The organism is Halobacillus litoralis (assembly GCF_009856445.1).
Taxonomy (GTDB): domain Bacteria; phylum Bacillota; class Bacilli; order Bacillales; family Halobacillaceae; genus Halobacillus; species Halobacillus litoralis.
In genome coordinates this window covers 223,508-247,953 of record NZ_WMFA01000001.1, presented here as the reverse complement: position 1 = coordinate 247,953, position 24,446 = coordinate 223,508, and the positions used below count along the sequence as shown (strand labels likewise).

The window sequence follows — 24,446 nt, the reverse complement described above, 5'->3', positions numbered from 1 at the left end:
CCTCCTATAACCTCTGGATATATAAAAAGTAGATGCTCACCCACATGACTATAATGATGGCCCCAACGGCCAGAACACTCACAAGGGTCCCCCTCAAATCTGTTTGATCCTCCTGTTTTTTCATAACCATTCCGCCCCCTCTTCCCTTCATTTGATCTAGTTCTATTGTATCGATCGGATGGGAAATAAAATATCGGGGAATCCCCTCATCTTAAAAAGCAAAATCCCCTATTCCATCTTTTTATGCTCAATAAAACGGAATTCAAAAAACGCTCCCTTTAGTGGAAAACTCAGTTTCGAGACTAGTGTGTGGTTCTAGGGGCTGCGGGAAAAGGTTCGTCTTGCTCCATCGTCCAGACACTCGCGTCATAAGCAGAACAGCAAAGGAATGAAAAGCACATTCCGTTGCTGTTCTGCTTATGCCAGTCGTGTCTACCAGGACGATTCCGCATTTGAACACTTTCCATGGGGCGGGCGGTGAGCCTCCTCAGGCTATGCCTTCCGGGGTCTCACCTGTCCCACACGTCCCATAGGAGTCTCACCGTTTCCCTCCGCCCCTTTACCTTATAAGTGTCTCGAAACCACTTCTAACAGGGGCAGTTTAAATGGTTGAGGGAAGTGGATGATTAGAACACCTGTATTCATAAGGAAGGTTCCAATTCATCTCCCCTAGGCTGGCATAAAGTGCCTTGTATCAAGCATTTGCCTATGCTAAACGTCAATTGGGCTAGAGTTTATATCATTCACTTCTCATAACCATACAAGTGATTTTTAAGTAGTAGTTTCGAGAACCTTCCTTGGTTAGGGGGCGTAGGGGAATGGCGAGACTCCTGCGGGAAAAAAGTGCAGGGTGAGACCCCACAGGACGCAGTCCGAGGAGGCTCACCGCGCTCCCGCGGAAAGCGAGTTATTCCCCGCAGCCCCATCCAATCAAAAAACATCTCGAAAATGAGTCTTCAAGAAACCTGCCAATGAGTTGAATAACTCATTAAAAGGAGCAGTATTAATAAAAAACTTAAAGGAAATAGACATAAAAAAAGAAGCCTGGTTTATTATCAGGCTTCTAAAGGGATTTTCACTTTGATTGTAGTTCCATTGTTTTCGGCAGATGTGATCGAGAGTGAGCCTCCGACGGCTCGAGCTCTTTCTTCCATGCTGAACAGTCCCACACCTTTATTGGAGCGCCCAACCGTGAATCCGTTTCCTTCATCCGATACCTCAATAAAAAGAACACCTCTTTCCTCTTTGATTGAAGCCTTCGCTTCCTCTACATCCGCGTATTTCCTTACATTAGTCAGCGCTTCCTGGATGATGCGGTAAATACTTGTTTCCACATCAGGCGATAACCGGCAGCGGACGTCTGACTGAAATGTCACATTCAAACCATACGATTTTTCTAGTCGATTAATAAACGAGCGTAATGCCGGCATTAACCCGAGTTCATCCAAAGCGGACGGCCTGAGTTCCCAGGACATATCCCTTACATTTTGAATCAATTGACTGATGTCTGTATTCATCTGGTCAATTAATGGGTGTGTGTATTCTTTTTCAAGTCTTTGAACAGTAATAAGCAGGCTATACAGCTCTTGGCCAATACCATCATGCAATTCTCTCGATACATGCTTCCGCTCATTTTCCTGCACATCAATGATTTTTGTCATCATATGTTGGAGCTCTTGTTCTACACGCTTGCGTTCCGTAATTTCATTACGTATGGCCAGATATTGATAGGGTTTTCCTTTTTCATCCAGAAAAGGAACAATGGTTGTATCTACCCAGTAAAAGGATCCATCCTTTGCTTTGTTTTGGATTTCCCCTTTCCAAACGGAGCCGGTGCCGATTGTACGCCACAGCTCTTTGAAAAAATCCTTTGAGTGATATCCGGAGTTTAAGATACGGTGGTCCTGCCCAATTAATTCTTCGACATTGTACTTCGATATCTCTGAAAATTTCTTGTTCACATGCCTTATTCTTCCCCTTTTGTCGGTAAGAGCGACAATGGAAGATTCGTCTAACGCATACTTAATATCAAGCAGCTCTTTGAATGGTTCATAACTTTCACGATCAAAGGTACTTCTTTCCGCAAGGTTTTGAATCGTAATATAAAAATAGCGGATTCCTGACACGACCGAATCGTGAACAACTAAGAAAACGGGCGAAGGGTTCTCCCCCTGAGGGGTGATGTAATGTTCAAGAAGAACACCTTTTTCACAATTATGTAGATCCTCGAGGGACAGGTGAAGAAACAAATCTTCCAGCACTGCCTCCTCCTGGTTCCGTTGAAATAAAACCTCCGCACGACCATTGAAAGACGTAACAACGCCGTCTTCCCTTACAATCAAAAATCCTTCCTTTCGGCCAGGCAGAATAGGTGAGAGCGTTTCTTTTTTCATTCCACCGCCTCCCTTTCTTGAAAATAAGCTTGTATAGTAGATGCCGACCGGTCACACAACTTCTTGTCTGGTAAAGGGTGGGATGAACGATAGGCGATGAAAAGAACGGCGCCAAAAAGAGAAGGGGTGATGACCGGAATGGCTACAAAAGCACGAATTCTCTCAGATAATACAATAGGATACTCTCTGAGCGGCAGAGGAAGATCTTCAACATTTTCACATCTGAAAACTGTGCCTGTTTGTAAAACCCTGCCTGCTACCCCTTTCCCGTACATGACACTCATCCGCTTATACCTTTCATTTACCGGGCGATCAGCATACGTCCACCTGATTCCCTTAGAAGGTGAATGAAACTCGGCAATAGCCACTAAGGACGCGTCTGTATCTGCAGAAACTTTTGCACATAGTTCTTCTAAAGATCGCCTCACACGTTCAGCCCCTTTATAGAGAATATCCAAGCAACCCTTTCTTCCATGCATACTCTACCAACTCAGGCCGGGTCTTAAGTTGTAATTTTTCCATCACATGCGCCTTATGAGCTTCGACCGTTTTGACACTGATGACCAGCTTTTCAGCGATGTCCTTATTAGCGAACCCTTTCGCAACCAATGCCAGCACTTCCCGTTCCCTATCCGTCAGTAAACGATAAGAGTCAGACGTTTTACCATTTTTCAGTGTGTTCATATAGTCTTCCATCAACCGCTTTGTGGCTGATGGATAAAGGTAAGCATCTCCTTCCGCTACTTGGCGGATGGCTTTTAAGAGTTCTTCATGAGGGGCATTCTTTAAAATACAACCGGATGCACCTAGTTCAATCGCCCGAAACAAATACTCTTCATCATCATGCATCGTTAAAATAAGGATATGTGTATCAGGGAATTGTTTCTTTATTTCTGAAGTCGCTGATAATCCGTCTTTTCCATGTGGCATCGACAAATCCATCAAGACGACGTTCGGATGTTTTTCCTCTACTTGAGCAAAAGCTTCATCCCCTTCTGAAGCTTCACCTGCGACTTCAAAGTCATCCACCGCATTCAAAAGCATCCGTAATCCAGAACGGACGACGGCATGGTCATCCACGATTACAATGGAGATCATCCTCATTCCCCCTCTTCTTGAAATAAATCCAGAACCACTGCCCTGACCTTTGTTCGATTTTTAATTCCATACCTGTTCTTTTCTGTATAAGACGCAGAAAACCCTTTTCATCCGCATCGATCCGGTCATGGGGGGACAGGAATTGGAAGGTTACCGACTCCTCTTCCATATGAATGTCGATGGTATCTGTATCCGCATTCTCAACAATTAAAAGGATGGTTTGTTGAATCAATCGGAATAAAATCCGATGATCTATAGAAAATAAGCTTCTTTCAGTCACAAGTCTTACCGTTACACCAAAACGATTTTCTATTTCTTTACTAAATTGCTTTATCGCAGGAACCACACCCCTTTTAGCAAGAGATAGAGGGGTGGACTCATTCGATTTACTTCTCATATCATCTATGATGTGAGTTAGTAAAAGCGCAGATTTTGATGAGCCTCCCTCCTGGTCCATTTGATGGAGCAGACCTGTTAAAAGGTGACTATACCTTTCATGAAGGTCATAAGATAAATCATATAACATCGTTTCATACATATGGATGATTTCATCCGCCGGAATTTTCATTGTCTTCTTCATCCTATTCCACCTCAATCACACGTAATCTTAGTATCATCATACCTTCAAAAGGACAGAACGGATATTAGGGCATTCCCTGATTTTCAGGGGGCCTGTTCATAATTCTTGAAAACATGGGAAACGTAAAAATGGAGGTGGACAAACATGCAGCCTTATTTATGTCCCAACTGTAAAACGAATCGTTCTCGTTTTAATTTGATTGAACAGGAAGCGAAAGCTGTAAAAATGAATCCAAGAACAGGTGAACAAGATGAGGGCTACTCCTCAGAAAACATGGACCCTTTTCATATGGCCTACAAAGGTCCTCATGTAAAAGTCCAATGCGGAGCTTGCGGATTAATTGAAGATGAAAAATCTTTTATTGCGTTCGCAGAGCATAACCGCTTGGATTGATCCTCTGTTATGAATCAGAGGATCTTTTTTATGAAATGATTGCTTTTCGAATCAATCTTCCCCGCTTTAATACAACAAGCGGAACTCCGATTAAGAACAAAGGGTGATAGACACCGGCCCCCAGGAATACCAAACCTGCCACTCTTCTCCAATCTTCACGGTAGAAGTTTTCTTTTTGGACCATCATCAAGCGTTCGCTGATCACCCGTCGAAGGTCTACATATACGAACAAGAGGATGGCGATCCATTGCATTCCCATCACCACCAATGATTCACCAAGAAGGATTTGGACACTGCCAAAGGAGATGAACACAGGCAGGAACCCGACATACGCCCATTTCACATAGCTGTTCTTACAGCTATCCTCCTCCAGCGGCAGGGAATGGAAAACATTTTCCACATCAGAAAAAAGTCCCCCAGCTACTTCATGGTAAACAACAATTGCTATAGGAAGCGTAAACACTAACATCCAATCGACCCTCAGCGGAATTACAAGAATAATCAAACAGACAGTCGGGACCGTTTTCCAGATTATATCTGCAGACTTTTGAAGATACCCGGTCCATATCCGTCCATACAGATGCTGTACAGAATAATGGCGCCCTCTCTTCTTTCTCCAAATCGACTTGGTGATCCCGAATCTTTTTGGTGGCTTAATATTCACCTCAGTGAAATAGCCGACCAACCACATATTCCACACGTGCGCATCATTAATATCAATGACTCTCCCCCAGTCCACCTCTTCTTTACGTATGATAATTACTAAAACCAGCACGGATAAGCCTAAGTAGAGGAACGGGGTAGGAAAGCCCAGCAAAAGTAAAATGGACAAAGCTGCACTGAATAAGAAAACGCTCATTTTATAAACGGAAGACATGGAAAACAGTTTCCACTGCATCCATAAAGACAATGGATAACTGAAAAGTAGAAGGGATAACCATAGAACGGCAGATTCCCACGACATTAATATAAGTGCAAATGGTAGAGGGACAACCATGATAATCAGGAGTTGAAAGATGTTCTTTTCTAAAAACAAATAGGTGAGCATCCACTTTCTTGAGTGAGGCAAGAAACTAAGCTGAAGTTCTGAAGATGTAAAACGGAGACCAGGATCTGTAAAAGAAGTAACAGACGCACTAATGATTGCCAAAAAAGGAAGAAAGAAAGCGTAAGGACCTATGAACGTCCCCCTTCCATCTAAAAGAGGGATTAACTGTTGCAGCCACTCATAACCGATGAACAAACAAAAAATGACGAACAATCCGCTATAAAAAACCATGACGGGATCAACAATCATATGGTAGGTCTGTTTATACAGATCGAACTTCTTCTTCCTTCTTTTCTTTCTCAGCCATTTATACACTGAATATGTCGTCATAGGCTCCATCATGTCGACCTTCTTTCCAACTCGTGAAATTCCGACACATCCCCTGAAGAAGAGACCTCCCCCTCGACCAGCATGACATAGCGGTCGGCAAGTTCAGACACCTTTTCCAGTTGATGAGTGGTCAATACGATACTGGCCCCCTGTGTTTTTTTTCTTACTAACTCTTCCTCAAGGAAGTGCCCTGCATAAACATCGAGGCCCATGAACGGCTCATCTATGAATAAGACAGGAACATCAGGGAGGAGAGCACAAATCGTCTGGACTTTCTGCCGCATCCCCTTGGATAATGCTTCTGGGTATTCATCCAACTTGTCCTCCAATTCAAACCCTTTTGTATAAGTGCGCACACGGTTCTCAAAGACGTCTTCAGGAACAGAATAACTCTTTTGATAAAGTTTAAAATGATGATAGACAGTTAATTCGTTGAACAAAAGCGGTTCTTCAGGTATGTATGTAAAATTCCTCTTATACGCTTTATAGTGCTTATCCTGATCATTTCCAGTTATAGATAAAGTACCAGAAAGTTTATCCCGCGAGCCGATCATCGTTTTCATCAATGTTGATTTTCCAGCCCCATTATGACCGACCAATGCCACAATTTCTTTTCTTCTCACATGAAAACTGATATCCTTCAATATTCTTTCTTTCTGGATATCGACACTGCAGTTTTTGACTTCCAGTACCATTTCCATACAAACACCCCCGGCTGTTTGGCTACATATACGATCAAAGCCAGGGAATCGTTTCAATTTTTATCCAATTAAATAGACCTTCGGAAATTTATCCAATAAAAATAAGCCCTCTCCGCTTATACGAGGGGCTTATGATCATTTATTCATTCTGGATAAAAAGTCACCAAGCAGATCATCGTCATCTTCTTCCTGAACCTCTTCTTCTCGTTGTTCCTGAAAATCAGCTTGGAGATTGTCCAAATCCAAATCATCCAGGTCATCATCTCCATCCAAATCGAGTGGGGTTTCAGGCAACACAGCTTTTTCCTTCTCAGGTTCAACCTCTGTTGGAAACTCTACTTCCTGAGGTTCTTCCTGTGTAGCCGCCTCTTCTTGAAGATATAGTGCATCATCAATGTGATAGGCATTGCTGTTTAGCGATGCAAGTAAAGTTGTTGCTCTGACAGGGTCCATCATAAGTTGATAAAGGATGCTGCCGATGAGAGCTTCTGAGTGCTCGTGCTTAATCCAATTTTTCTGCTCTTTCGTAAGTGCTTTCGGGAGTGGGATGGTTACGGTTTCCTTGTCTTTCGTTAAGGACTGATTGACGCCCTCAAGGACAAACTGAGCAATCTTACTTGAAAAATTTCTTCGTTCCTTCTCTTTTAACTGGGACAGCTGTTTTAATAAATGATCAGGTGTGTCCGAGGGGACCCGGAACGTAATCGACTGGCCCCTCTCCACACTTTTTCTAGAAGAACTCATCTAATCACCTTACTTAGAAGATCCAGCTTTTTGTTCTACTTTTTTATTAGACTTGTCTTCTAACTTCGAATTCTTACGAATGTAGTCAGAAATGAGCTTATAATAAGCATTGGCCATCATCCAGATGCTCTCATTCTCATCCTCAAAGAATTCAATGTTAAAGCCATCCAGTTTATTATTCAATGTCTTAATATAATCTTTCAAGACAGCAGAACCGCCACCTACGAAATAGCAGATTTCGGACTGGGAATTTTTCTGCCAGACATTTCTTAAATAGCGATATTGTTTTTTCGCCAGTTCAAGTAGAATACGGTCTGTAATATCGTGGACATTTGTACGGCTTCCCCGGACCATAATATGATGGCGATCATTCTTGCGCGTAATAATATCGACAACATCACGGCGACTGTCCAATTCTACTCCGTGCTTCGTAAGAATTTCGTCACGAATCATCTCCAAGGACTCAGATACTCCCAGGTTGAATCCCTGAGCTTTGTCATCATCCACGTTACGGTTTCTAATAACAGCGATATCCGTAGAAAGACCACCAATGTCCTGGATCAGAATTTGTTTATCCACTAACTCTTTATTAATAATGTTCAAATCATTGTCCATGACAAGGTTCACATACGCAGCAAATCCTTCTGGATAAACTTTGACCTCATCAAACTTGATGTTCACTTTCATCCCTTGATACTTAGGTGTGACTAAAAATTCAACCTGGTGTACTGAACCAAGAAGTTGAGAGCGGTAGCCCACATCCTTGCCTTCTTTTACTTCACGTAAAGGTAAACCTGTACCAAGTGTATAGTTTGCTTCGATCACATTGTTTTTTGCTGATTGCGCATCTTTTCCAGTAACAGCATCCATAGCAAGAGATGCAAACAGCATAATCAAAGTTTGATCTTCTTCTGATTTATAACTTCCAGGATCCAACTCCGCAGAGTTTGTCGTTTTCGTAGCTAAATTCCCTACACGATAGATAGCATTGTTCTCCCGTAAAGCGGGGGAATGCACTCGAATATGTAGATTATCGAGTGGATCCTTATCATCTAAGTCTTCAATCCCAATAACTGGACGGTCCTCAAGGTCTCTAGCGACCACGTTAGGAATATATAGAGAAGATTCCAATTTTCCAAAGTTCGCCTTCACGGCATCGTTACCAACATCAACAGCTGCAATTCTAGAGTTCGTCATTACACAGCTCTCCTTTTCTTTTGCTAGATTTGACCTCACCTTCCTTTAAATCTATTAAACAATCAGAAAATAGTCAATGCGCCTTTTTACGTGTTCATAATTGTGTACTTGCCTTTATTTTTGTATACATGCACACAATATTGCACACATCTTTATATGACGGTATATGTACATGTTTGTGTACATGAATACATAATTGCAAACATATTGTATTCAATTTTGTGTACAAATAAACATATATGTACACTTGTATTCATAATTGTACACATGTGATTTTCCAACATAAATATGCACAGTTTGACACAATATCACGGACTTAGTTTATTGCCGGTTTTCTACATAGTGGACTTAGGTTGCATAAAAAAAGAAGAGAGGTTTAGAACCTCTCTTCTGATCATAGGATTACGTGATATAGGAACTGAATAATTTTTCTAATTTCTTAGTTAGTGACAAGGTCATCAGGCCATTTCCTTCAGCGACTTTAGAATAGCCCAATGGAGTTGTCCGCTTTATAAGCTGTGAAAAGATTTCTGCTTCGGTCATCTTTCTCTGAAATTGTTTTTCTACTAAAGGGATGATTAAAGAAAGACCACCAGAAACATGAGGAGTTGCCATGGATGTGCCTGATAATCGGGCATATTTACCTTCAAGATAGGTAGAGAGGATGTTAACTCCAGGAGCCACAAGATCAATTTGGTCATTCGTGTTTGTAAATGAGGCTAAGCGACGTGATTCATTAACAGCTCCCACTTGGATGACTTCATTATAGGCACCAGGATAAGCATATTCCATCGTATCTTCACGTCCATCACCTTCATTACCTGCTGCACATACAACAGAAACCCCTTGAGAAACAGCATTCAAAATCGAATTCCTAAGGTCTGGTGTATCATCAGGTCCTCCAAGGGACATGGAGATTACTCGAACACGCTCGTTGTTTTCCCCTCTCCATTGAACAGCATAGTCAATGGCTTCTGTAATCCACTGATATTGCCCACTCCCCTCCTCTGAGAGCACCTTGAGGATAAGTAACTTCGCCTGAGGCGCAACGCCAACAACACCTTTGCCATCTTCTTTTGCAGCAATGGTACCTGCAACGTGAGTCCCGTGACCATTATTGTCCTCAAAATTTTCCGGATCTCCATCATGATCATTCGTAAAGTTGCGACCCCCGATTACTTGCCCCTGTAAGTCTGGATGATTACACTGACAGCCTGTATCAATAACAGCTACCACGCTGCCCTTCCCCTGGTCGGTCTCATCCCATAAACTTTGAGCCTCCACCATATGCACACCTTTGGGGACCTCATTAGTCGTGTCCAGAATTGCATCCATTCTGTAAGGAATCAGCTTCATTCTATTCATCCTCTTCCTCCTTCATATATATACGATAAACTGGAAGACTGGTCATGAAGAATGATCTTCTTTAATTATAACACCGAACGTATGTTACGGTCATGATATCAAAAAAAAGAGGACTAATATACGATATTTCGTAATCTATAATGAACAATTGTTCTTAATAGTACTTGTTATATAACATATAAGCAGTATAATAGAGTATATGAATTCTTTATAAAGAACAAAAGGCCTAGTAAAGGAGACCTCTTCATGATAAAAAAGTTGTGCATTCGATGTCATAGATCCTCATTCAGCAGTAGTAGTAATGGAACATGGCATTGTCCTCTATGCAACGAAGACCTCACACATTCAGCTCCTCTTCCCATACACACAAGAGACCCTAACTTACACAAAAAAAAGATGATTCAAACGTATATTAAATATAAGTCAACCTTATGAAGTAATGCACTGGCTTTCTCACTCTCACCCGGTCAGCTTTCTACTTCATGCTTTGTATATCTCCTACCAACCAGAAAAAAATGATAGAAAGCTTTAAGAGAAGAAAAACTGCGGATATAATCTCCGGTCAAATTTTAAAGAGTTATACACATGTGAATAACTCTTTAAAAAAAGCACTCCATATTCGCTATAAACAAGATTTCCACGAACCTACCACCTTTGGAATTCATGAGGTCCAACTTGTGCTTCCCGTGTCTGCAGGAAGCAAGAAAATCTGTCTTAAGGTGTTAAAATGATAAACAAATCAGTTTAGTTAACCTTAGGACATGGCAACACAGCTCTTACAGCTCACAGGGGCTAGAGAAGGCATTGGACTTAGATTAGAGGGAGATATTCCTTAGAAGCTACTTTTCATCATACATTTCCTGTAACGCATGAAACTCGTTCCATGGCTACACCAATTAACTGGGAGCAGATCTAATTTTCCATCCATCGAATAGAATTCCTGCTGTACCTCCATAGATTCTCTTTTGAATAAATCCATGATCAACGATTTAGGAAATTTGTTAAGGGTAGACATACAAAAGACCGATGGAAAATCCTAAGGATTCTCCATCGGTCTTTCTTACGCTTTATTTTTATGGCAAGTATTTACGCGGGTTTACGGAATTAGAACGTGCTCCGTTCCAGCTTCCTTCATGGATCTCAAAGTGAAGATGCTGTCCGGTCGATGCCCCTGTAGTACCCATATTACCAAGGAATTGACCTCTTGAAACAGACTGTCCTGCAGAAACGGCAGGCGTACTTCTCAAATGGGCATATACCGTCGTGAAGGTTTGTCCATTGATACGGTGGGAAATCATTACCACATTCCCGTAGCTAGATGAGTAATTGGCACGGATGACCGTTCCATCTGCTGCGGCGCTAATTGGAACCGTACCTCCGGCAGCCAAATCAATTCCAGAGTGCAACTTTGGAACACCTGTAATTGGGTGGATACGGTTACGGTCAAATTCAGATGTGACTGGAGCACTTGACGGCCAACTGAATAAGGATCCACCACTATTGGAAGAGGATGACTCGTTGGACGAGCTTGTGTTAGAACTTGATTTAGAACTAGAACTTGAGTCACTGCTGCTTGTGTTTGAAACACTCGCTTCCTTCTCAGCAGCTGCTTTTTCAGCGGCTGCTTTTTCAGCGGCTCTCCTTCTAGCTTCTTCTTCCGCTTTACGTTTTCTCTCACGCTCACGTTCAATTTCTTTCTGGATGGCAGCTTCCTGCGCAGCAAGTGTATCCTGCTCTTCTTCAATATCCATTACATGGTTATGCGCAAGTTCTTCGTCTCGTTCAAGACTTTCCATCAATTCATTTTTCTTTTGCTTCTTCTGATCGAGTTCCTGTTTCAACGCTTCTAATTCTTGGAGCTTATCCTCAAGAGAAGCTAATTCTTCTTCAACTTGTGCTTTTTTCTTTTCTACTTCTTCTTTATCGGCTTTATGCTGTTCCAAAATTTCTTTATCCTGAGTAGCGATGGTGTTCAAGCTCATAACACGCTCTAAAAAGTTTCCGAAACTTTCAGCGCCCATAAGAACATCCAGGTAATCAATCGCTCCACCGTTTTGGTGCATGGATTTAACGCGGTCCTTTAATAGTTCATCTCGTTCAGCAATTCTTTTTTCAAGTTCTGCAATATCAGCTTTTAATTGCTCGATGTTTTCTCTCGTTGTGGCAATTTCCTTCTCTTTCGTTTCGATCTTATTCATCGCTTCCATCACTTGCTTGTCCAACTGTGCGATTTCTGCGTTGACTTTTTCCTGCTGTTGTTTAAGCTTTTCAATTTCTTCCTGCTTTTCTTGTTTCTCTTTTTCAATTTCTTCCTGCTTGGAACGGTTCTCCTCTAATTTCTCCTGATTTGTTTCTGCGTTAACTGTTTGAGAATAGAGTGGAAAACCGGATAGAATAAGACTGACGGTCAGAGTGGCTACTAAAACTCTCAACTTCAAACTTTCTTCCTCCCCCGAATCCTTACCTGTTTATTTTTGGCAGTTCAATAGATTTATACTTTCAAATACTTACGAATGGACGTAAAGCTTCCCCATAAACCGATGACAATCCCCATCAGTATTAATAGTGCGGATACTTTCAGCACGAATGGATAGACGGGCAACAATTCAATGAACAATGTTGGGTATCTTGTAGTCACTTCTGTGTAAAGGTAATCATACCCAAACACAACGATGGCAATCGGAATGAGTGAACCAAGAAGACCAATCAGCAAGCCTTCAAAAAGGAAAGGCCAGCGGATAAACCAATTTGTCGCTCCGACCATTTTCATGATTTCAATTTCTTTCTTACGAGCAACAATTGTAATGCGAATCGTATTTGCAATTAAAAACATGGCGGTGAATAGGAGACCAGCGATAATCGCAAGGCCTACATTACGAGCCACATCCATAACACTAAAGAGACGCTGAACGGTTTCTTTGGCGTATTCAACTTTGGCTACACTATCAAAATCATTTATCGTCTGTGCCACTGTTATTGTATCTTCAGGTTCAGCTGTTTTGACGATATAAACATCATTCAGAGGGTTTTCATCCTTCAAGGATTCAAATACTTCTCCATCATCGCCGAGACTGTCGATCAGTTTGTCCAACCCTTCCTCTTTGGATTGAAACTTTACTGATGAAACAGCTGATACCTCTTCAATTTTGTCTTTTAATGCTTCACGACTCTCATCTTCTGCCGTGACATCTATAAAGACGCGAACTTCTACGTCTTCTTCAATCTGAGATGCAAAATCATTTAAATTCAATAGCAGTGTGGCAAAAACTCCAACGAGCAACAAGGTTACTGTCACAGCTGAAATAGAGGCTATGGACATCCACCTGTTTCTAGCTAGGCTTTTAACGCCTTCTTTTCCGTGGCGACCAAATGTCTTAAATTTCATAGTGCTGGTCACCCCGTGTTAACCGTTCAATCTCTATACTGTATAGAACGGTATCCCTCAGAACATAAGGTGCTGGACTGCGGTGATGCAGATCGAACAATTTATATCACTTCCTACTAAACTCTCATTTTGTGAATCTATGTTGTCTGTTGTATGTACTTTAAGTCGTCTGTTGCATTTTCCTACCTCATTATATCAAAGATATTCGCTAAATAAAGACAAATTATTATTACATTTATGTTTCAAATCATAACAAAACACACGTATGTTTGACTTTTTCTTCGACAAAATACACATACGAAAAGAAATCTAATGGTTATAAAGTTGTAGGTTTATAGAACCAAACATTATAGTTTTTCTTTGATTTTGCGTGGGCCATTCTTATATGGAAAACATTACTATTTTTACACCTGCTTATCTAAGTTCAAAATATTGAAACTGTGTACACTTCCACAGGCAATACACCTAACCTTGACCCCAAAAATAGACAAAAAAATAAGACAATCCTTTTAGAATTGTCTTATTGTGCTTAGTTTTTCATTTTCTTCAGGGTTTCCAACTCACGTTTGAGACGGATATTTTCTTGACGTATGGAGTCCAAATTTTCAGGTTTTCTATGCATCGGTGATAAATGGACTTCATACCAGGATTTCTTTAATGCATCGTTGACTTCACTCGTTCTTCTAATAATGGCTGAAGGATAATGAGACATCAAATCAGATACTTCTTTTTCAGAAAGCCTTAATTCTCTGAAGGTAATCCCCTCTTTGAAGGAATCTGACAAAAATTTCTCAAACTCGCTTTTGGACATGATCTGCCCCCTCCTGAAAAATGGTTCTTGTTACAAATATAAGAAGGAGGGACACTTTTCATGACTTTTGATAAACAGTTTCTTTTACGACTACGTTTGCGACGACTTCCATAGGATCGATCAGCGGAACAGGCAGGTGATAAGGCTTTAATACGAGACCGATCTCTGTACAGCCTGAAATAATCAACTCTGCCCCATTGTCAAAGAGTTCCTGGGATGCTTCTTTTAGTAGTTGAAGGGGTTCCCCATCCGTATTCCCACTTTTAATCCCGTTTTCACCGTAAATGGCACGCATCACTTTTTCATTTTGTGTATAAGGTGTAGGATTAATCACTTCCAGATGATCGAAATACTTCTTGAATAGTCCAGTTTCCAAAGTACCGGTTGTGGCAAGCACTCCAATTTTATGAGCAGCTGGATAGTGTTCCTGAATGAATTTCTTCAATTCCAAGAAAGCATTCAATAATGGGAACGACACGAACTTCTGAACTTCTTCGATGAAATAGTGTGCGGTCATACAAGGAATACACGCAACATCCACTTCGAGTTTTTCTAAATTTTTAGCCGCGTGGACCATTTCAGGAACAGGGTTTTCCCCTTTTCCTGAAATGGCTTCAGTGCGGTCCGGAATCTTCGCATTGCTGTCTATGATCACTCGATAATGCTCTTGATCTTTACTTGCATTCGTCGCTCTTATGATCTTCATATAACATTCGGCCGTTGCTTCAGGTCCCATTCCCCCGAGTATGCCGATAATTTTATCATTCACTGTTATGCCTCCTAACGAAAGACCAGGCTCTTGCTGTATCGGTTTAATCAGAGGATTCCTGCTACTCTGTTTTGCAATGGCTTGAACAATTTCTCTTCATCCATTCCCGGACGTGTCTTGTTCAACTGCTCCAGGGCGATTTTTGCTCCTGGGTCCATCCCCTGGCATCCTGCTAACAAGACAACATCGTCTTTTTCAGCTTCTGAGAGCGCATGGTGGATAGCATCATCCAACTCTTTATACAAGTCTACATGAATGCCTGCTTCCTCCATCATTTCCTGAAAGACACGCAGCTCTTCTTCTGTCACCCGGTCTTTTTCATCCACATGCGAATGGCTGAGGGTCGCAATTACTTCAGTCAGCCCCAACTTAGGCGCCCATTCCACAATCGCTTTTGCATTTTCTCTATTGACTGTAACTCCACGACTTCCACGAATAGAGTAGACGAGCTTTAGGCTTGAATAATCCATTTGCTGCAAAGTGTTCAAGGTGACGTTGATATTTCCATAGTTGGCAAAATGGTCGTCCAAAATTTTAATATCATCCTCAAACACCATTTCAAAACGTCTCTCTACACCACCGAAGCTTTTGAGTCCGGCTTGAATGGTTGAAATCGGTATTTCATTCAACAATCCTGCAGCAATGGCTACCATGGAATTATAAACGGAGTGATACCCCGGCGTCGAAAGCTCAATAGAGAACTCCTGCGGCTCATATGTTGTACCTTCAACAGTAAATGGCTTACGGATTTCAACCGTGAATTTCGCGCGGCCTGTGGTAAGATCAAGATCTTTACACACCAGGTCGCCATCACCTGTTTCTACACTGAATGTGAGCAAATTGGCTTTCGTTTCTTCGATCAACGACGCAGAATAGGGGTCATCAAGGTTCAGGATAGCCCATTTATCTTCACCCGCATTGCGAATGAGGCTTGCTTTACAATTGAAGTATTCTTCAAAAGACCCATGCAGGTCGATATGCTCCCGACTGATATTGTTTAATGTAACAATATCAAAGTCCACACTACCCACTCTGCTTAAATCCAGCGCTGAGGAGGAAACTTCCATTGTCACATGGGAAACATCCTGGTCTCTCATTTGGGCAAAATAATGATGAAGGTCGAGCGACTCCGGTGTCGTAAGCTTTGTAGGCTCGGAGTAGTCACCGAACTTGACCACGACTGTTCCGATCAAGCCTGTTTTAAGTCCATGCTCTTCAAGAATAGCATTCGTCATAAATGAAGTGGACGTTTTCCCATTAGTCGCTGTAATTCCAATCGTTTTCATAGCCTTTGAAGGGTGATTATAAAATGCATCGCTCAGGGCAGCCAGAGCACGACGGCTATCTTTAACCTGATATTGTGGAAGGTCATCCCACCCGGACTGATAATCCTCGACCACAATGGCGGCCGCTCCATTTTTCACTGCTTCCGCCACATAACGGTGTCCATCTGTCTTGAAGCCTTTAATACAGACAAACACATCCCCCTGTTCTACATTTCTTGAATTGTATGCAAGTCCTCGGACGTCCAGGTCCCTGTCATTCCATGACTCCAGTATATGGATGAATGATAATAATTCTTTCAATTTAGCCATTCTTATCTACCTTCCCTGCATTGTATTAGCCTGTTCAATGGAATTCAATTTCGTTCCGTCCATATTGTTCGTTTATTGGTTAGCATTTCCTACTGTCCGCCATCTGTATTCTCAGCAGCATGACGAAAAAAGGTTACTTGTTTTTCTTTGTTACTTTATTTACAACGAGATTCGCCAACTTCTTCCCAAAGGAGAATGCTGGTTTTGGATCTTTAGGGTCCCAGATAGCATGAGCTTTCGGTCTGAAATAAGATTTCAAAACCTTTTGGGGAGAGAGTTGTCCTGTTTTGATGTATTCTCTGACTGCCAGAAGGTCCTCATAGGCATACCAGAAAACGAGATTCTGATCCTCTTCCACTGCTTTCGGCTCCACCGGGTCCCCGGTCAACTCTTTGTAAGTGATATAAGGGATGTTGATACCCGTTTTTTGTAATAGATGGTTCAAATTCGTAATACGAACATTAATTTCAATCAAATAGTACTGGCCGGTTTCAGCGTCTTTCTTGAATTCTATTTCCGCGAAACCTTTATATCCAATTCCCTCTAAAAACTTCGCCCCCAGTTCATAAAGCTCCGGCACATATTTTTGCTGAGTGTAAACAGATGCACCGTAATTCACTGGAAATTGACGAAGCTTTTGGCACGTAACCCAATGCGTAACTTTAGAATTTTGATCCAGATATGCATCAAACGTGTACATATGGTCATCAAAACCTGGAATAATGCGCTGGACGATGACTTCAATATTCGCTTCTTTTGCTTGCCCCACTTTTTCTATTAACTCTTCTTGATTATGAACCTTAAAAAGCTTCCTTCTGAACTTGGATACAAAAGCTGGTGAATCCACCGGCTTTACGAGGCAAGGGTATTGGATTTCCTCTTCCACTCTTTGCACAAGATTCTCATCATCTACTTGAACCGTTTCCGGAACAGCCACTCCATGCTGCGAAGCCAGTGTGTGAAGAGTGCCTTTGTCCATTATTTTAGTATATAACCCTTGTTCCGTTTGAGGAATAAGGAAATATTCCCTTAATTCCGGCAGATATTCATCCACGAATTCCACATATGGATCGGCTGTCGGAATCAGCACAGGGGCAGCATCCTGCTTTTTGGCATATTCGATCAAGAAAGTCTTCAAACCTTCCGGATCTTGCTTATAGTGGGGCCCGATCAATGCTTCTGAACAATATTTGGACTCAAGCCCATAGGCACCTTCCCAGTCATAGTCCACTGCTGCAACATGGACATCATGAATACCCAAACATCTAATCGTACTCAGCCCAATATAATAGTTCGCTCCTAGAACAACCGCTTTATTCGCCATGAGATATCCCCTTTTCCATCTGTTGAATTGTACTGAAAAATATATAGAAAACGTATTTGTTTTAGTTGGTAGCTTTCTTTATGTAAACATATCTATTTTACCACAAACAGGTACCTAACAAAACGTAAACCCCTCTACCAAAGACAACCCTTGCCTCAGCAACACTTTAAGTTGATAAAGTATATGGCAGGATTGTGGAAGACTCAGTTTCGAGATGTTTTCAGGGTCGTTGCCCGGTTAAGAGTCAGGGATGGCTGGGAAGCTACTCGCTCTCCCGCGGAAAGCGAGCTATTCCCCGCAGCCCCCATCCCCAGCAAAAGTCTCGAAACTGAGCTTTCAACTAAAGAGAGCTTATCTGTCATGTGGTTTTAGTTCTGTCCAAAAAAGAAAGTGGCTCCTTTTTATCCAGGGGGCCACTTTTTGTTAAAGCACTTATTTGAATGTCTGGTGGCTGAAATCAACATCAGCTGGAACTTGATCTTGCTGGATTGTAGGGTTCTGGATTTTCTTAAAGCGCCGGGCAACTTTATCGATAGCATATAATATAAGGAACGTAAGCAGAACGGTTAGAGACAACACATAAAGAGATGTAAGCATAAGCTGTAATCCCCTTTCCCTTTTATATTTTCAGGTAGGAACAAACATAACCTCCCATATGGTTCAGCCCGTTTATTCGCCTTTATTTTATTAAATCCTAGTATATAATACCAAATTCTACACTGAAGTAAATATATATTTAGTAATCCTTGTATATTCCCTTAAATACTTACAAATACAAACGCATACATACAGGCGAGCAACGAATAATCTTTTTTTTACATACAAAAACACAGCCGCACCCTGCCCGGAAAGTCGGCTGTGTTTTACAGTTATAAATGAAATTCCCATTCTTCTCTTAGCTCTATATAAGCAGCATAAAGTCGAGTAGCTAACTCATCTTCACTTTTCGTTTCATCCTCTAACTCGAGTTTGGGAAGAAGAATCTCAGCAACCTCCCTGGTCATGTTGTTTTTTTCTTCAGGTTTCAAAGTCGGATAACGATAAACATAAGTTTTCAATAAGTCCCAATCTTTTTTCGTAACGTTTTGTTTCTCCCAGTCTCCAATGACTAGTTGACCCGATTCCAGATCACGTTTTTCGATTTCTTTTTCCACGAGGGTCTGTTTCTTTTTCAAACGTTGTTTTTTCCGTTCGTGGATAACGATCGTCCCGCCGACAAGATCGCCAAGTCTTTTATGCTGGGGATGGAAGAAAACCATTACCATTCCGATCAGATAATAAAAAGGAAGCATATCTATGATTCGTAACAAATTTCGAATGAATATGGATAAGACGGTTGCTTTTCCTCCATCCTCTTTGACGACTCGGAGGCCGAGCATCATTTTACCAAGGGTTTTCCCACCGCTGAACCATTCGAATAAGAAGAAATAGCCCCATTGGATGCCAAATAAGACAAGGATAACAAAAGCAATCACCCACCCGCGGCCTTCCAACATGAAGTCCATTTGGTTTTCTGTGAAAACGAGCAGCGCAATCATTCCGCTATATAATAAGGCTAAAAGAATAGAGTCGACGATTTGAGCCGCTCCCCTGCTTCCTAAACCCGCCAACTGGAAATTCAAAGTCACATGTTCGGGGGTTTTCACCTTCCATCTTTCCTCCATTTTCTTCCTCCCTCCTTATGGGTTCCCATATGTCTCTTGTTTTTCTATAATAGAAATAGAATGTTAAAAATTACCGTATTGCAGGTGAAGCCATGAATTATCGATCTTTTGTCCAACTCCATCGTAAAGAGTGGAAGCGTTTAGAAGAATTGATTCAGTTGTTACATAAGAACAAACGTCATTGGGCCCCTAAACATATAGAAGAGTTTCAGCGCCTGTACCAAAAAGTCACGCAGCACCTTGCCTACAGTCAAACATACTTTGCAGAAGAAGAAACAACCGATTACTTAAATGACCTCGTAACAAAGGCCCATAATATGCTTTACCAGGAAAGCACGTCGAATTGGAAACAAGTGAAGCGCATGTTCGGAAGTTCATTCATTACACTCATCAGCGAACAATGGAAGTTTGTTGTCATCAGCATGTTCTTGTTCCTTTTAGGTGGTTTGGCTGCTTTTTTGGCTGTCTACCAGGATCCGATGAGCCTTTACACGATTTTGCCTGATTCCATCGCACAAGCGGTAGATCCAAGCCGGCTGGGAAGCGAAGATGGCGGGGTGAATTCTCCTGTCATGTCAGCAGAAATTATGACCAATAATATTCAAGTTGCTTTTCTAGCTTTTGCCGGGGGCGTCACCTTTGGGTTACTGACGGTTTATCTCCTCATCTACAACGGAATCATCGTCGGTGCCTTGGCCGCTTTGTTCATGGTCCATGGCAGAGCCTATGACTTTTGGGCCTATATCGTCCCCCATGGAATTATCGAGCTTACAGCCATTTTCATCGCAGGCGGTGCGGGTCTTTTAATGGGCTACAAGCTATGGGTTCCCGGCAAACGAACACGGAGCTATCAATTAAAAACCTATGCCTACCAATCCGTTCTGCTGCTGATTGGAACACTTCCGCTTTTCATCATCGCAGGAATTGTAGAAGGCTACATCACGCCATCCAGCTTATCCCTTGAAGCGAAGTACGCATTTGCATTCATTACTCTCCTTGGGCTTTTGGCATACGTCATCATTGGAAAGATCCATGCTGGAAGAACTAGAGAAGTCCGCGGTTCATAATGTTGATATAGTGGGAAACGGCTGCTGTCGCCAGTTCTTCTTCCGGCGCCTCAATCATTTGGAGACCCTGTCGCTCCCACTTTTTCAACTCCTGCTTTTTATCCAACACATGCTTTTGGGCCATCGTCTTCACTAATGTGGTTTGTACATCCTCAGGCTTTCTTCTTATCTGGGAATCGATGACTCTATCTTCAATTCCAATCATTAAGAACAAATGCGAACGCCGCAACCGTTGTAAATAATGCAACGCAGCTTCTTCGTATAGAAAAGTGCTCACATCACTAAACAACAACAGAAGACTCCTTCTGTTTTGTACTTTCTGCAAGTGTTGGAAGACAGCTGTATAGTTCGATTCGTATCCTTCAACTTTCAAATGATAAATTTCTTTCAGAATGGTTTGCATATGCGCCATCCCTTTCACTGGAGGAACATACACATGAACGTGTTTTGAAAAAGCGAGAACCGCCACGTAATCGCCACGCTTTAAAGCAGCGGTCGCCACAGTCACCGCAGCCTCGAGCGACTTCTCCAATCGGTTATTCTCCTCAAGCTCCACGCCCATCATCCGCCCACAGTCAATCAATAAGGTAATAAACTTTCCATGCTCTGGTTCATATTCGTTGGTCATCAGATTTTGAACTTTAGCGGTTTGTCTCCAATTGATTTTCCTAATATCATCTCCCACGACATACGATCGGATTTTACTGAACTCTCCGGTGCCCACCTGACGCTTCTTCAATCGTGTCCCTTCGTAAAGCAGGAACCGTTGCGCATCCTCCAGGAAGTTTCTGCTCTCGGTAAGATCCGGAATGACCCGCACGTTTTTGATTTGATCCACCCTCATCTGCTTTTCCCATAAACCAATACGAGAACGATAGCGGATATGAAGGTGAGGAAGCGTGTAGTCTCCGCGTTGAGCGGCTTGAAAAGTATAGGTGATCCGTGCCTCTTCATGTCCAAGGATCTCTTTCTTCAAAGGAAAAGGCTGGCTGAACGATTGAGGAAAGTGGTCGATAACTCTTATTTTCACCCCTTTTTCAGAAGCATTTCTAATCACCAGTGAGGCTTCATTTTCAATCCCCCGCTCCATCTCTTCATCCATCACTCGGTGAACTTGAAGCTCTTTTCGTTTAGGTGAAAAAGTAAGGTCAACCAAACTTAATAATAAAATGGCCCCATTCGTCGCAATGATTAATGGCCAGGAAAGCCCTGTCCATGTTAGTAAAATCATTACGCAAGATAAGGCGAGTATAAGTACAAGCAGGCGCTTGGTTGGAACAATCCCTTTATCGCGGAACAGGAACTGATCCCACAAGTTCTTGAATGATTTGGTCATGGGTCACTCCCTCCAGTTCCATATGCGGTGCTAAAATCACCCGGTGTCTCAAGGAGGCGACCGCCACCTTTTTGACATCGTCCGGCGTGACATAGTCCCGCGATTCCAGATAAGCCCATGCTTTCGCTGCCTTTGCAATCGCGATGCCTGCCCGCGTACTTGCTCCATGGCGAATCGCTTCTGTTTCACGCGTCTTCCGAACGACCGACATGATATATCCGTACATTTCGTCGGTCATCGTAATGGATGATATTTCCTGACTGATTCTTTTGAACTCTTCCACCGTCAATAGTGAGTGAATAGATTCTTCTTGTTGTGGTCGTATCACCTGCTTAAGTACAGCTACTTCTTCTTCCATGGACGGAAAATCGATATGTAATTTGAACAAGAAGCGATCCTGCTGCGCTTCAGGTAGTGGGTATGTCCCTTCAAACTCCACCGGGTTCTGAGTAGCAACAACGAAAAAAGGAGCCGGAAGTGTGTACGTCTCCCCCTGAATGGTCATTTGTTTTTCTTCCATCGCTTCGAGCAGGGCCGCTTGTGTTTTCGCCGGGGTCCGGTTAATCTCATCAGCAAGCAGAACGTTTGTAAAGACAGGTCCTTTCATCGTCTCAAACTCACCGGTTTTCATGTTATAGATCATGCTTCCTGTTATATCGCTCGGTAAGAGGTCCGGCGTAAACTGAATCCGCTTGAAGTCGCCTCCAAGAAGGTTCGCTAATGTTCGGACCATTTTTGTTTTGCCGGTACCAGGAACACCTTCCAATAACACATGTCCACCAACCAGAATGGATGCGATCATCAAGCGAACATTTTCCGACTGCCCATAAACCCTTTGTTCATAGGCCTGTATCAACTCTATTAATTTTTCATTCATGACCCTTGCACCTCTTTCCTCATTTGATCGAACGTATGCGACCAATCTACAAATGTCTTTTTATCTACGTCGGTCACGTTTTCCAATGGCTCCACGGTTCTCGTCCATTTATCCCAATCCTGATAATCCTCGTCACTCAGCCGATACGATAGCGTGCGACGAATATCCTGCCAGGATGCCTGGGAGGATACGCCAAACCGCTCCTGCAGCAGCTGTCGTATATAAGATTCCTGAACAGCTAATGACTCTCTATAAAACTCCCCTTTTCGGTACCAGGCAGCCAATGCCCGCAGGCGTTCATCCCCGAACCGCACGACCGCTTCTCTCGGCATGAAGGACGGCCCGAATCTTTTCCCCTGCATCCATAACAAGAAAAGCACGAACAAAGCAAGTTGAAGAACAAAGACCACCAGCCATTTCGGGTAGACGTCCACCCCGGAAAGAAAACCGTCCTGTCCATGGATATATTCATCAAACCAAATACTGCTGTATCCGGATCCTGATTCTAATATGGAAGTGATCACTTCATAATGTTCATGGTCTGTCATCCACCCATTTGTGAACCAATCCGGATTCATGCCAACAATTAACGCACCCTCTCCATAAGAGCGCTTAAAAGCCAGCACACCTTGATCATCGCTCAGGAGGACTTCATCCGACTCCTTCGTCTTGAGCCGGTGCTCCTGTTGAATCTCAACGGTGTATGTACGACCATTCTCATCCTCCACCGTCGTTTCCCCTGCAGGTAACACCCCATAGTCTACCTGGGTATCAAAATAACCGACAGGATTGTTTTTCATCAGCCAGATCCTGTTCCCCTTTTCCATCCAATCTTGATATTGACGCATCTCAGCTCCACTGACGGTGGAAAATGGCTCAATCATCAAAAGGAGTTTATTTCTATTTTCTTCCGGCAGCCGCTCCGGCTCACTATCCCAGCGAAGTGGCTCCCCACCTTGTTCATCAAGAAGGGTATAAAAAGCCTTAACTCCCGTCTGCGAAGGGGATTCAGATAAATAAGGAGGGTACGGTTCTGGACGTCCATGGGAGAGCCAATAAAGAATGACCGCAAGAAGAGCAAAGATGACAGTGATCCAAACCCACGTTTTCTTCGTAGCCATCACGCTTCTCTCCTCCCCTCTTCACCCATCCACTGTAACGCCCGTAAGCGGAATTCATCATACTCTTCTTTCTGTAGGATCCGCTTTCCATAGGTGATTTGATCAAAAGTCTTCGCAAGTAATGAGAAGTCAGCGACAAGTCTATGATCTGAGTCGAGCAGTTCCTTTTCATAATCACCGTTTGTCTTCCATGTTTTCGCTTCAACAAGACCTCTTTTATCAAAATCGAGCAGCATGCCCAGGAACACATGACGTGCCGCTTCAGAAAATTGACCCTCTGTAGCTCGGGCGTCCGCTTCCTGCACATGTTTTTGTGATGACCATGCCAAGTCTGAAGTCATGCTGAACGTACGTTTTTCCGACAGCTTTTTCTCACCGGAGAGCCTTGTCACAAGCTTAATGACAAGAAATAAAAGAAGGCCCATACCGATGAAACCAAAAAAATAGATCCAGCCATTGATGGCAGAATCAGAGACTTGGAAATTAGGAAACCAAGTCTCAAGCAAATCTTTCACCCATTCGGTGATGACATCTAAAAGGCGTTGACTCGCGGTCTGAGATTCCTGCTCATATGCTTGGTATTCCTGACGCTCGAGTATTTCCTTCAGTTGTTCTTTTCCTTCATTTGATTGGCTCACATGACTCACC

At 42.6% G+C, this 24,446-nt stretch carries 24 protein-coding genes; 2 read left to right on the top strand and 22 right to left on the bottom strand.

Going from position 1 to position 24,446, the window contains the following annotated elements; genetic code table 11:
* Nucleotides 1–4: 4 nt before the first annotated feature.
* The 5 genes from GLW00_RS01135 to GLW00_RS01115 form a co-directional block, all read right to left on the bottom strand.
* Nucleotides 5–124, bottom strand: coding sequence for a cytochrome C oxidase subunit II (locus tag GLW00_RS01135; RefSeq protein WP_160910642.1), 120 nt, complete (start codon nucleotides 122–124; stop codon nucleotides 5–7).
* Nucleotides 125–1,055: 931 nt separating this feature from the next.
* Nucleotides 1,056–2,393, bottom strand: coding sequence for a PAS domain-containing sensor histidine kinase (locus GLW00_RS01130; RefSeq protein ID WP_160910641.1), 1,338 nt, complete (start codon nucleotides 2,391–2,393; stop codon nucleotides 1,056–1,058).
* Entirely contained in the window at nucleotides 2,390–2,821 is a 432-nt protein-coding gene (locus tag GLW00_RS01125; RefSeq protein ID WP_160910640.1) for a GAF domain-containing protein, read from the bottom strand. Before GLW00_RS01125 ends, GLW00_RS01130 begins: the two co-directional genes overlap by 4 nt.
* Before the next feature lie 13 nt (nucleotides 2,822–2,834).
* Nucleotides 2,835–3,491 (bottom strand): response regulator transcription factor, encoded by a 657-nt coding sequence (locus GLW00_RS01120; protein WP_160910639.1) that lies wholly within the window; start codon nucleotides 3,489–3,491, stop codon nucleotides 2,835–2,837.
* Nucleotides 3,466–4,071 carry a hypothetical protein gene (locus GLW00_RS01115; protein WP_160910638.1) on the bottom strand — a complete coding sequence of 202 codons (606 nt, stop codon included), beginning with the start codon at nucleotides 4,069–4,071 and terminating at the stop codon, nucleotides 3,466–3,468. The genes GLW00_RS01120 and GLW00_RS01115 overlap by 26 nt, the downstream gene beginning before the upstream one ends.
* 144 nt (nucleotides 4,072–4,215) lie before the next feature.
* Here GLW00_RS01115 and GLW00_RS01110 point away from each other — a divergent pair, with 144 nt between their 5' ends.
* Nucleotides 4,216–4,464 carry a DNA alkylation repair protein gene (locus GLW00_RS01110; protein ID WP_160910637.1) on the top strand — a complete coding sequence of 83 codons (249 nt, stop codon included), beginning with the start codon at nucleotides 4,216–4,218 and terminating at the stop codon, nucleotides 4,462–4,464.
* Between the two features lie 28 nt (nucleotides 4,465–4,492).
* On the opposite strand, the gene GLW00_RS01105 is transcribed toward GLW00_RS01110, so the two are convergent.
* From GLW00_RS01105 to GLW00_RS01045, 13 genes are all read right to left on the bottom strand, one after another.
* Nucleotides 4,493–5,854, bottom strand: coding sequence for a hypothetical protein (locus GLW00_RS01105; RefSeq protein ID WP_160910636.1), 1,362 nt, complete (start codon nucleotides 5,852–5,854; stop codon nucleotides 4,493–4,495).
* Nucleotides 5,851–6,543 (bottom strand): ABC transporter ATP-binding protein, encoded by a 693-nt coding sequence (locus GLW00_RS01100; RefSeq protein ID WP_160910635.1) that lies wholly within the window; start codon nucleotides 6,541–6,543, stop codon nucleotides 5,851–5,853. The genes GLW00_RS01105 and GLW00_RS01100 overlap by 4 nt, the downstream gene beginning before the upstream one ends.
* Before the next feature lie 135 nt (nucleotides 6,544–6,678).
* Entirely contained in the window at nucleotides 6,679–7,287 is a 609-nt protein-coding gene (locus tag GLW00_RS01095; RefSeq protein ID WP_160910634.1) for a hypothetical protein, read from the bottom strand.
* A gap of 9 nt (nucleotides 7,288–7,296) precedes the next feature.
* A complete protein-coding gene (locus GLW00_RS01090) occupies nucleotides 7,297–8,484 on the bottom strand; it encodes a ParM/StbA family protein (protein WP_160910633.1) in 1,188 nt (395 codons plus the stop codon).
* 402 nt (nucleotides 8,485–8,886) lie between these two features.
* Nucleotides 8,887–9,849, bottom strand: coding sequence for a S8 family peptidase (locus tag GLW00_RS01085; RefSeq protein ID WP_160910632.1), 963 nt, complete (start codon nucleotides 9,847–9,849; stop codon nucleotides 8,887–8,889).
* A 1,073-nt stretch (nucleotides 9,850–10,922) separates the two neighbouring features.
* On the bottom strand, nucleotides 10,923–12,287 hold the full coding sequence (locus GLW00_RS01080; RefSeq protein ID WP_160910631.1) for a murein hydrolase activator EnvC family protein: 1,365 nt from the start codon (nucleotides 12,285–12,287) through the stop codon (nucleotides 10,923–10,925).
* A gap of 53 nt (nucleotides 12,288–12,340) precedes the next feature.
* Nucleotides 12,341–13,234 (bottom strand): permease-like cell division protein FtsX, encoded by an 894-nt coding sequence (ftsX, locus tag GLW00_RS01075; RefSeq protein ID WP_160910630.1) that lies wholly within the window; start codon nucleotides 13,232–13,234, stop codon nucleotides 12,341–12,343.
* A gap of 529 nt (nucleotides 13,235–13,763) precedes the next feature.
* A complete protein-coding gene (locus tag GLW00_RS01070; protein WP_160910629.1) occupies nucleotides 13,764–14,045 on the bottom strand; it encodes a hypothetical protein in 282 nt (93 codons plus the stop codon).
* A gap of 58 nt (nucleotides 14,046–14,103) precedes the next feature.
* The gene (gene cuyB / locus GLW00_RS01065) at nucleotides 14,104–14,814 is read right to left on the bottom strand and encodes a cysteate racemase (protein ID WP_160910628.1); all 711 of its coding nucleotides are present in this window, start codon (nucleotides 14,812–14,814) and stop codon (nucleotides 14,104–14,106) included.
* 47 nt (nucleotides 14,815–14,861) lie between these two features.
* Complete coding sequence (locus GLW00_RS01060; protein WP_160910627.1) at nucleotides 14,862–16,409, bottom strand: Mur ligase family protein; 1,548 nt, start codon at nucleotides 16,407–16,409, stop codon at nucleotides 14,862–14,864.
* Nucleotides 16,410–16,542: 133 nt separating this feature from the next.
* Complete coding sequence (locus GLW00_RS01055; protein WP_160910626.1) at nucleotides 16,543–17,733, bottom strand: carboxylate--amine ligase; 1,191 nt, start codon at nucleotides 17,731–17,733, stop codon at nucleotides 16,543–16,545.
* 432 nt (nucleotides 17,734–18,165) lie between these two features.
* Nucleotides 18,166–18,330 (bottom strand): hypothetical protein, encoded by a 165-nt coding sequence (locus GLW00_RS01050; RefSeq protein WP_160910625.1) that lies wholly within the window; start codon nucleotides 18,328–18,330, stop codon nucleotides 18,166–18,168.
* 272 nt (nucleotides 18,331–18,602) lie between these two features.
* Nucleotides 18,603–19,397 carry an RDD family protein gene (locus tag GLW00_RS01045; protein WP_160910624.1) on the bottom strand — a complete coding sequence of 265 codons (795 nt, stop codon included), beginning with the start codon at nucleotides 19,395–19,397 and terminating at the stop codon, nucleotides 18,603–18,605.
* A 92-nt stretch (nucleotides 19,398–19,489) separates the two neighbouring features.
* Between GLW00_RS01045 and GLW00_RS01040 the strand changes: the two genes are divergently transcribed.
* Nucleotides 19,490–20,464: a stage II sporulation protein M gene (locus GLW00_RS01040; RefSeq protein WP_160910623.1), complete on the top strand. Its 975-nt coding sequence runs from the start codon at nucleotides 19,490–19,492 to the stop codon at nucleotides 20,462–20,464.
* On the opposite strand, the gene GLW00_RS01035 is transcribed toward GLW00_RS01040, so the two are convergent.
* From GLW00_RS01035 to GLW00_RS01020, 4 genes are read right to left on the bottom strand one after another with little or no spacing between them, the layout of a single operon-like run.
* Entirely contained in the window at nucleotides 20,442–21,800 is a 1,359-nt protein-coding gene (locus GLW00_RS01035; protein WP_160910622.1) for a DUF58 domain-containing protein, read from the bottom strand. The genes GLW00_RS01040 and GLW00_RS01035 overlap by 23 nt on opposite strands.
* Complete coding sequence (locus tag GLW00_RS01030) at nucleotides 21,751–22,677, bottom strand: AAA family ATPase (protein WP_160910621.1); 927 nt, start codon at nucleotides 22,675–22,677, stop codon at nucleotides 21,751–21,753. The genes GLW00_RS01035 and GLW00_RS01030 overlap by 50 nt, the downstream gene beginning before the upstream one ends.
* Entirely contained in the window at nucleotides 22,674–23,798 is a 1,125-nt protein-coding gene (locus GLW00_RS01025; RefSeq protein ID WP_160910620.1) for a DUF4350 domain-containing protein, read from the bottom strand. The genes GLW00_RS01030 and GLW00_RS01025 overlap by 4 nt, the downstream gene beginning before the upstream one ends.
* Nucleotides 23,798–24,436, bottom strand: a complete 639-nt coding sequence (locus GLW00_RS01020; protein ID WP_160910619.1) for a hypothetical protein — start codon at nucleotides 24,434–24,436, stop codon at nucleotides 23,798–23,800. Before GLW00_RS01020 ends, GLW00_RS01025 begins: the two co-directional genes overlap by 1 nt.
* Between the last annotated feature and the right edge of the window lie 10 nt (nucleotides 24,437–24,446).

What these genes read in the sequence shown, in the direction of transcription:
- GLW00_RS01100 (WP_160910635.1), bottom strand. Translation starts at nt 6,543, where the DNA reads ATGGAAATGGTACTGGAAGTCAAAAACTGCAGTGTCGATATCCAGAAA.
- GLW00_RS01135 (WP_160910642.1), bottom strand. Translation starts at nt 124, where the DNA reads ATGAAAAAACAGGAGGATCAAACAGATTTGAGGGGGACCCTTGTGAGT.
- GLW00_RS01085 (WP_160910632.1), bottom strand. Translation starts at nt 9,849, where the DNA reads ATGAATAGAATGAAGCTGATTCCTTACAGAATGGATGCAATTCTGGAC.
- GLW00_RS01115 (WP_160910638.1), bottom strand. Translation starts at nt 4,071, where the DNA reads ATGAAGAAGACAATGAAAATTCCGGCGGATGAAATCATCCATATGTAT.
- GLW00_RS01090 (WP_160910633.1), bottom strand. Translation starts at nt 8,484, where the DNA reads ATGACGAACTCTAGAATTGCAGCTGTTGATGTTGGTAACGATGCCGTG.
- GLW00_RS01120 (WP_160910639.1), bottom strand. Translation starts at nt 3,491, where the DNA reads ATGATCTCCATTGTAATCGTGGATGACCATGCCGTCGTCCGTTCTGGA.
- GLW00_RS01040 (WP_160910623.1), top strand. Translation starts at nt 19,490, where the DNA reads ATGAATTATCGATCTTTTGTCCAACTCCATCGTAAAGAGTGGAAGCGT.
- GLW00_RS01030 (WP_160910621.1), bottom strand. Translation starts at nt 22,677, where the DNA reads ATGAATGAAAAATTAATAGAGTTGATACAGGCCTATGAACAAAGGGTT.
- GLW00_RS01095 (WP_160910634.1), bottom strand. Translation starts at nt 7,287, where the DNA reads ATGAGTTCTTCTAGAAAAAGTGTGGAGAGGGGCCAGTCGATTACGTTC.
- GLW00_RS01070 (WP_160910629.1), bottom strand. Translation starts at nt 14,045, where the DNA reads ATGTCCAAAAGCGAGTTTGAGAAATTTTTGTCAGATTCCTTCAAAGAG.
- GLW00_RS01055 (WP_160910626.1), bottom strand. Translation starts at nt 17,733, where the DNA reads ATGGCGAATAAAGCGGTTGTTCTAGGAGCGAACTATTATATTGGGCTG.
- GLW00_RS01105 (WP_160910636.1), bottom strand. Translation starts at nt 5,854, where the DNA reads ATGATGGAGCCTATGACGACATATTCAGTGTATAAATGGCTGAGAAAG.
- GLW00_RS01060 (WP_160910627.1), bottom strand. Translation starts at nt 16,409, where the DNA reads ATGGCTAAATTGAAAGAATTATTATCATTCATCCATATACTGGAGTCA.
- GLW00_RS01035 (WP_160910622.1), bottom strand. Translation starts at nt 21,800, where the DNA reads ATGACCAAATCATTCAAGAACTTGTGGGATCAGTTCCTGTTCCGCGAT.
- GLW00_RS01025 (WP_160910620.1), bottom strand. Translation starts at nt 23,798, where the DNA reads ATGGCTACGAAGAAAACGTGGGTTTGGATCACTGTCATCTTTGCTCTT.
- GLW00_RS01045 (WP_160910624.1), bottom strand. Translation starts at nt 19,397, where the DNA reads ATGGAGGAAAGATGGAAGGTGAAAACCCCCGAACATGTGACTTTGAAT.
- GLW00_RS01050 (WP_160910625.1), bottom strand. Translation starts at nt 18,330, where the DNA reads ATGCTTACATCTCTTTATGTGTTGTCTCTAACCGTTCTGCTTACGTTC.
- GLW00_RS01130 (WP_160910641.1), bottom strand. Translation starts at nt 2,393, where the DNA reads ATGAAAAAAGAAACGCTCTCACCTATTCTGCCTGGCCGAAAGGAAGGA.
- GLW00_RS01110 (WP_160910637.1), top strand. Translation starts at nt 4,216, where the DNA reads ATGCAGCCTTATTTATGTCCCAACTGTAAAACGAATCGTTCTCGTTTT.
- ftsX (WP_160910630.1), bottom strand. Translation starts at nt 13,234, where the DNA reads ATGAAATTTAAGACATTTGGTCGCCACGGAAAAGAAGGCGTTAAAAGC.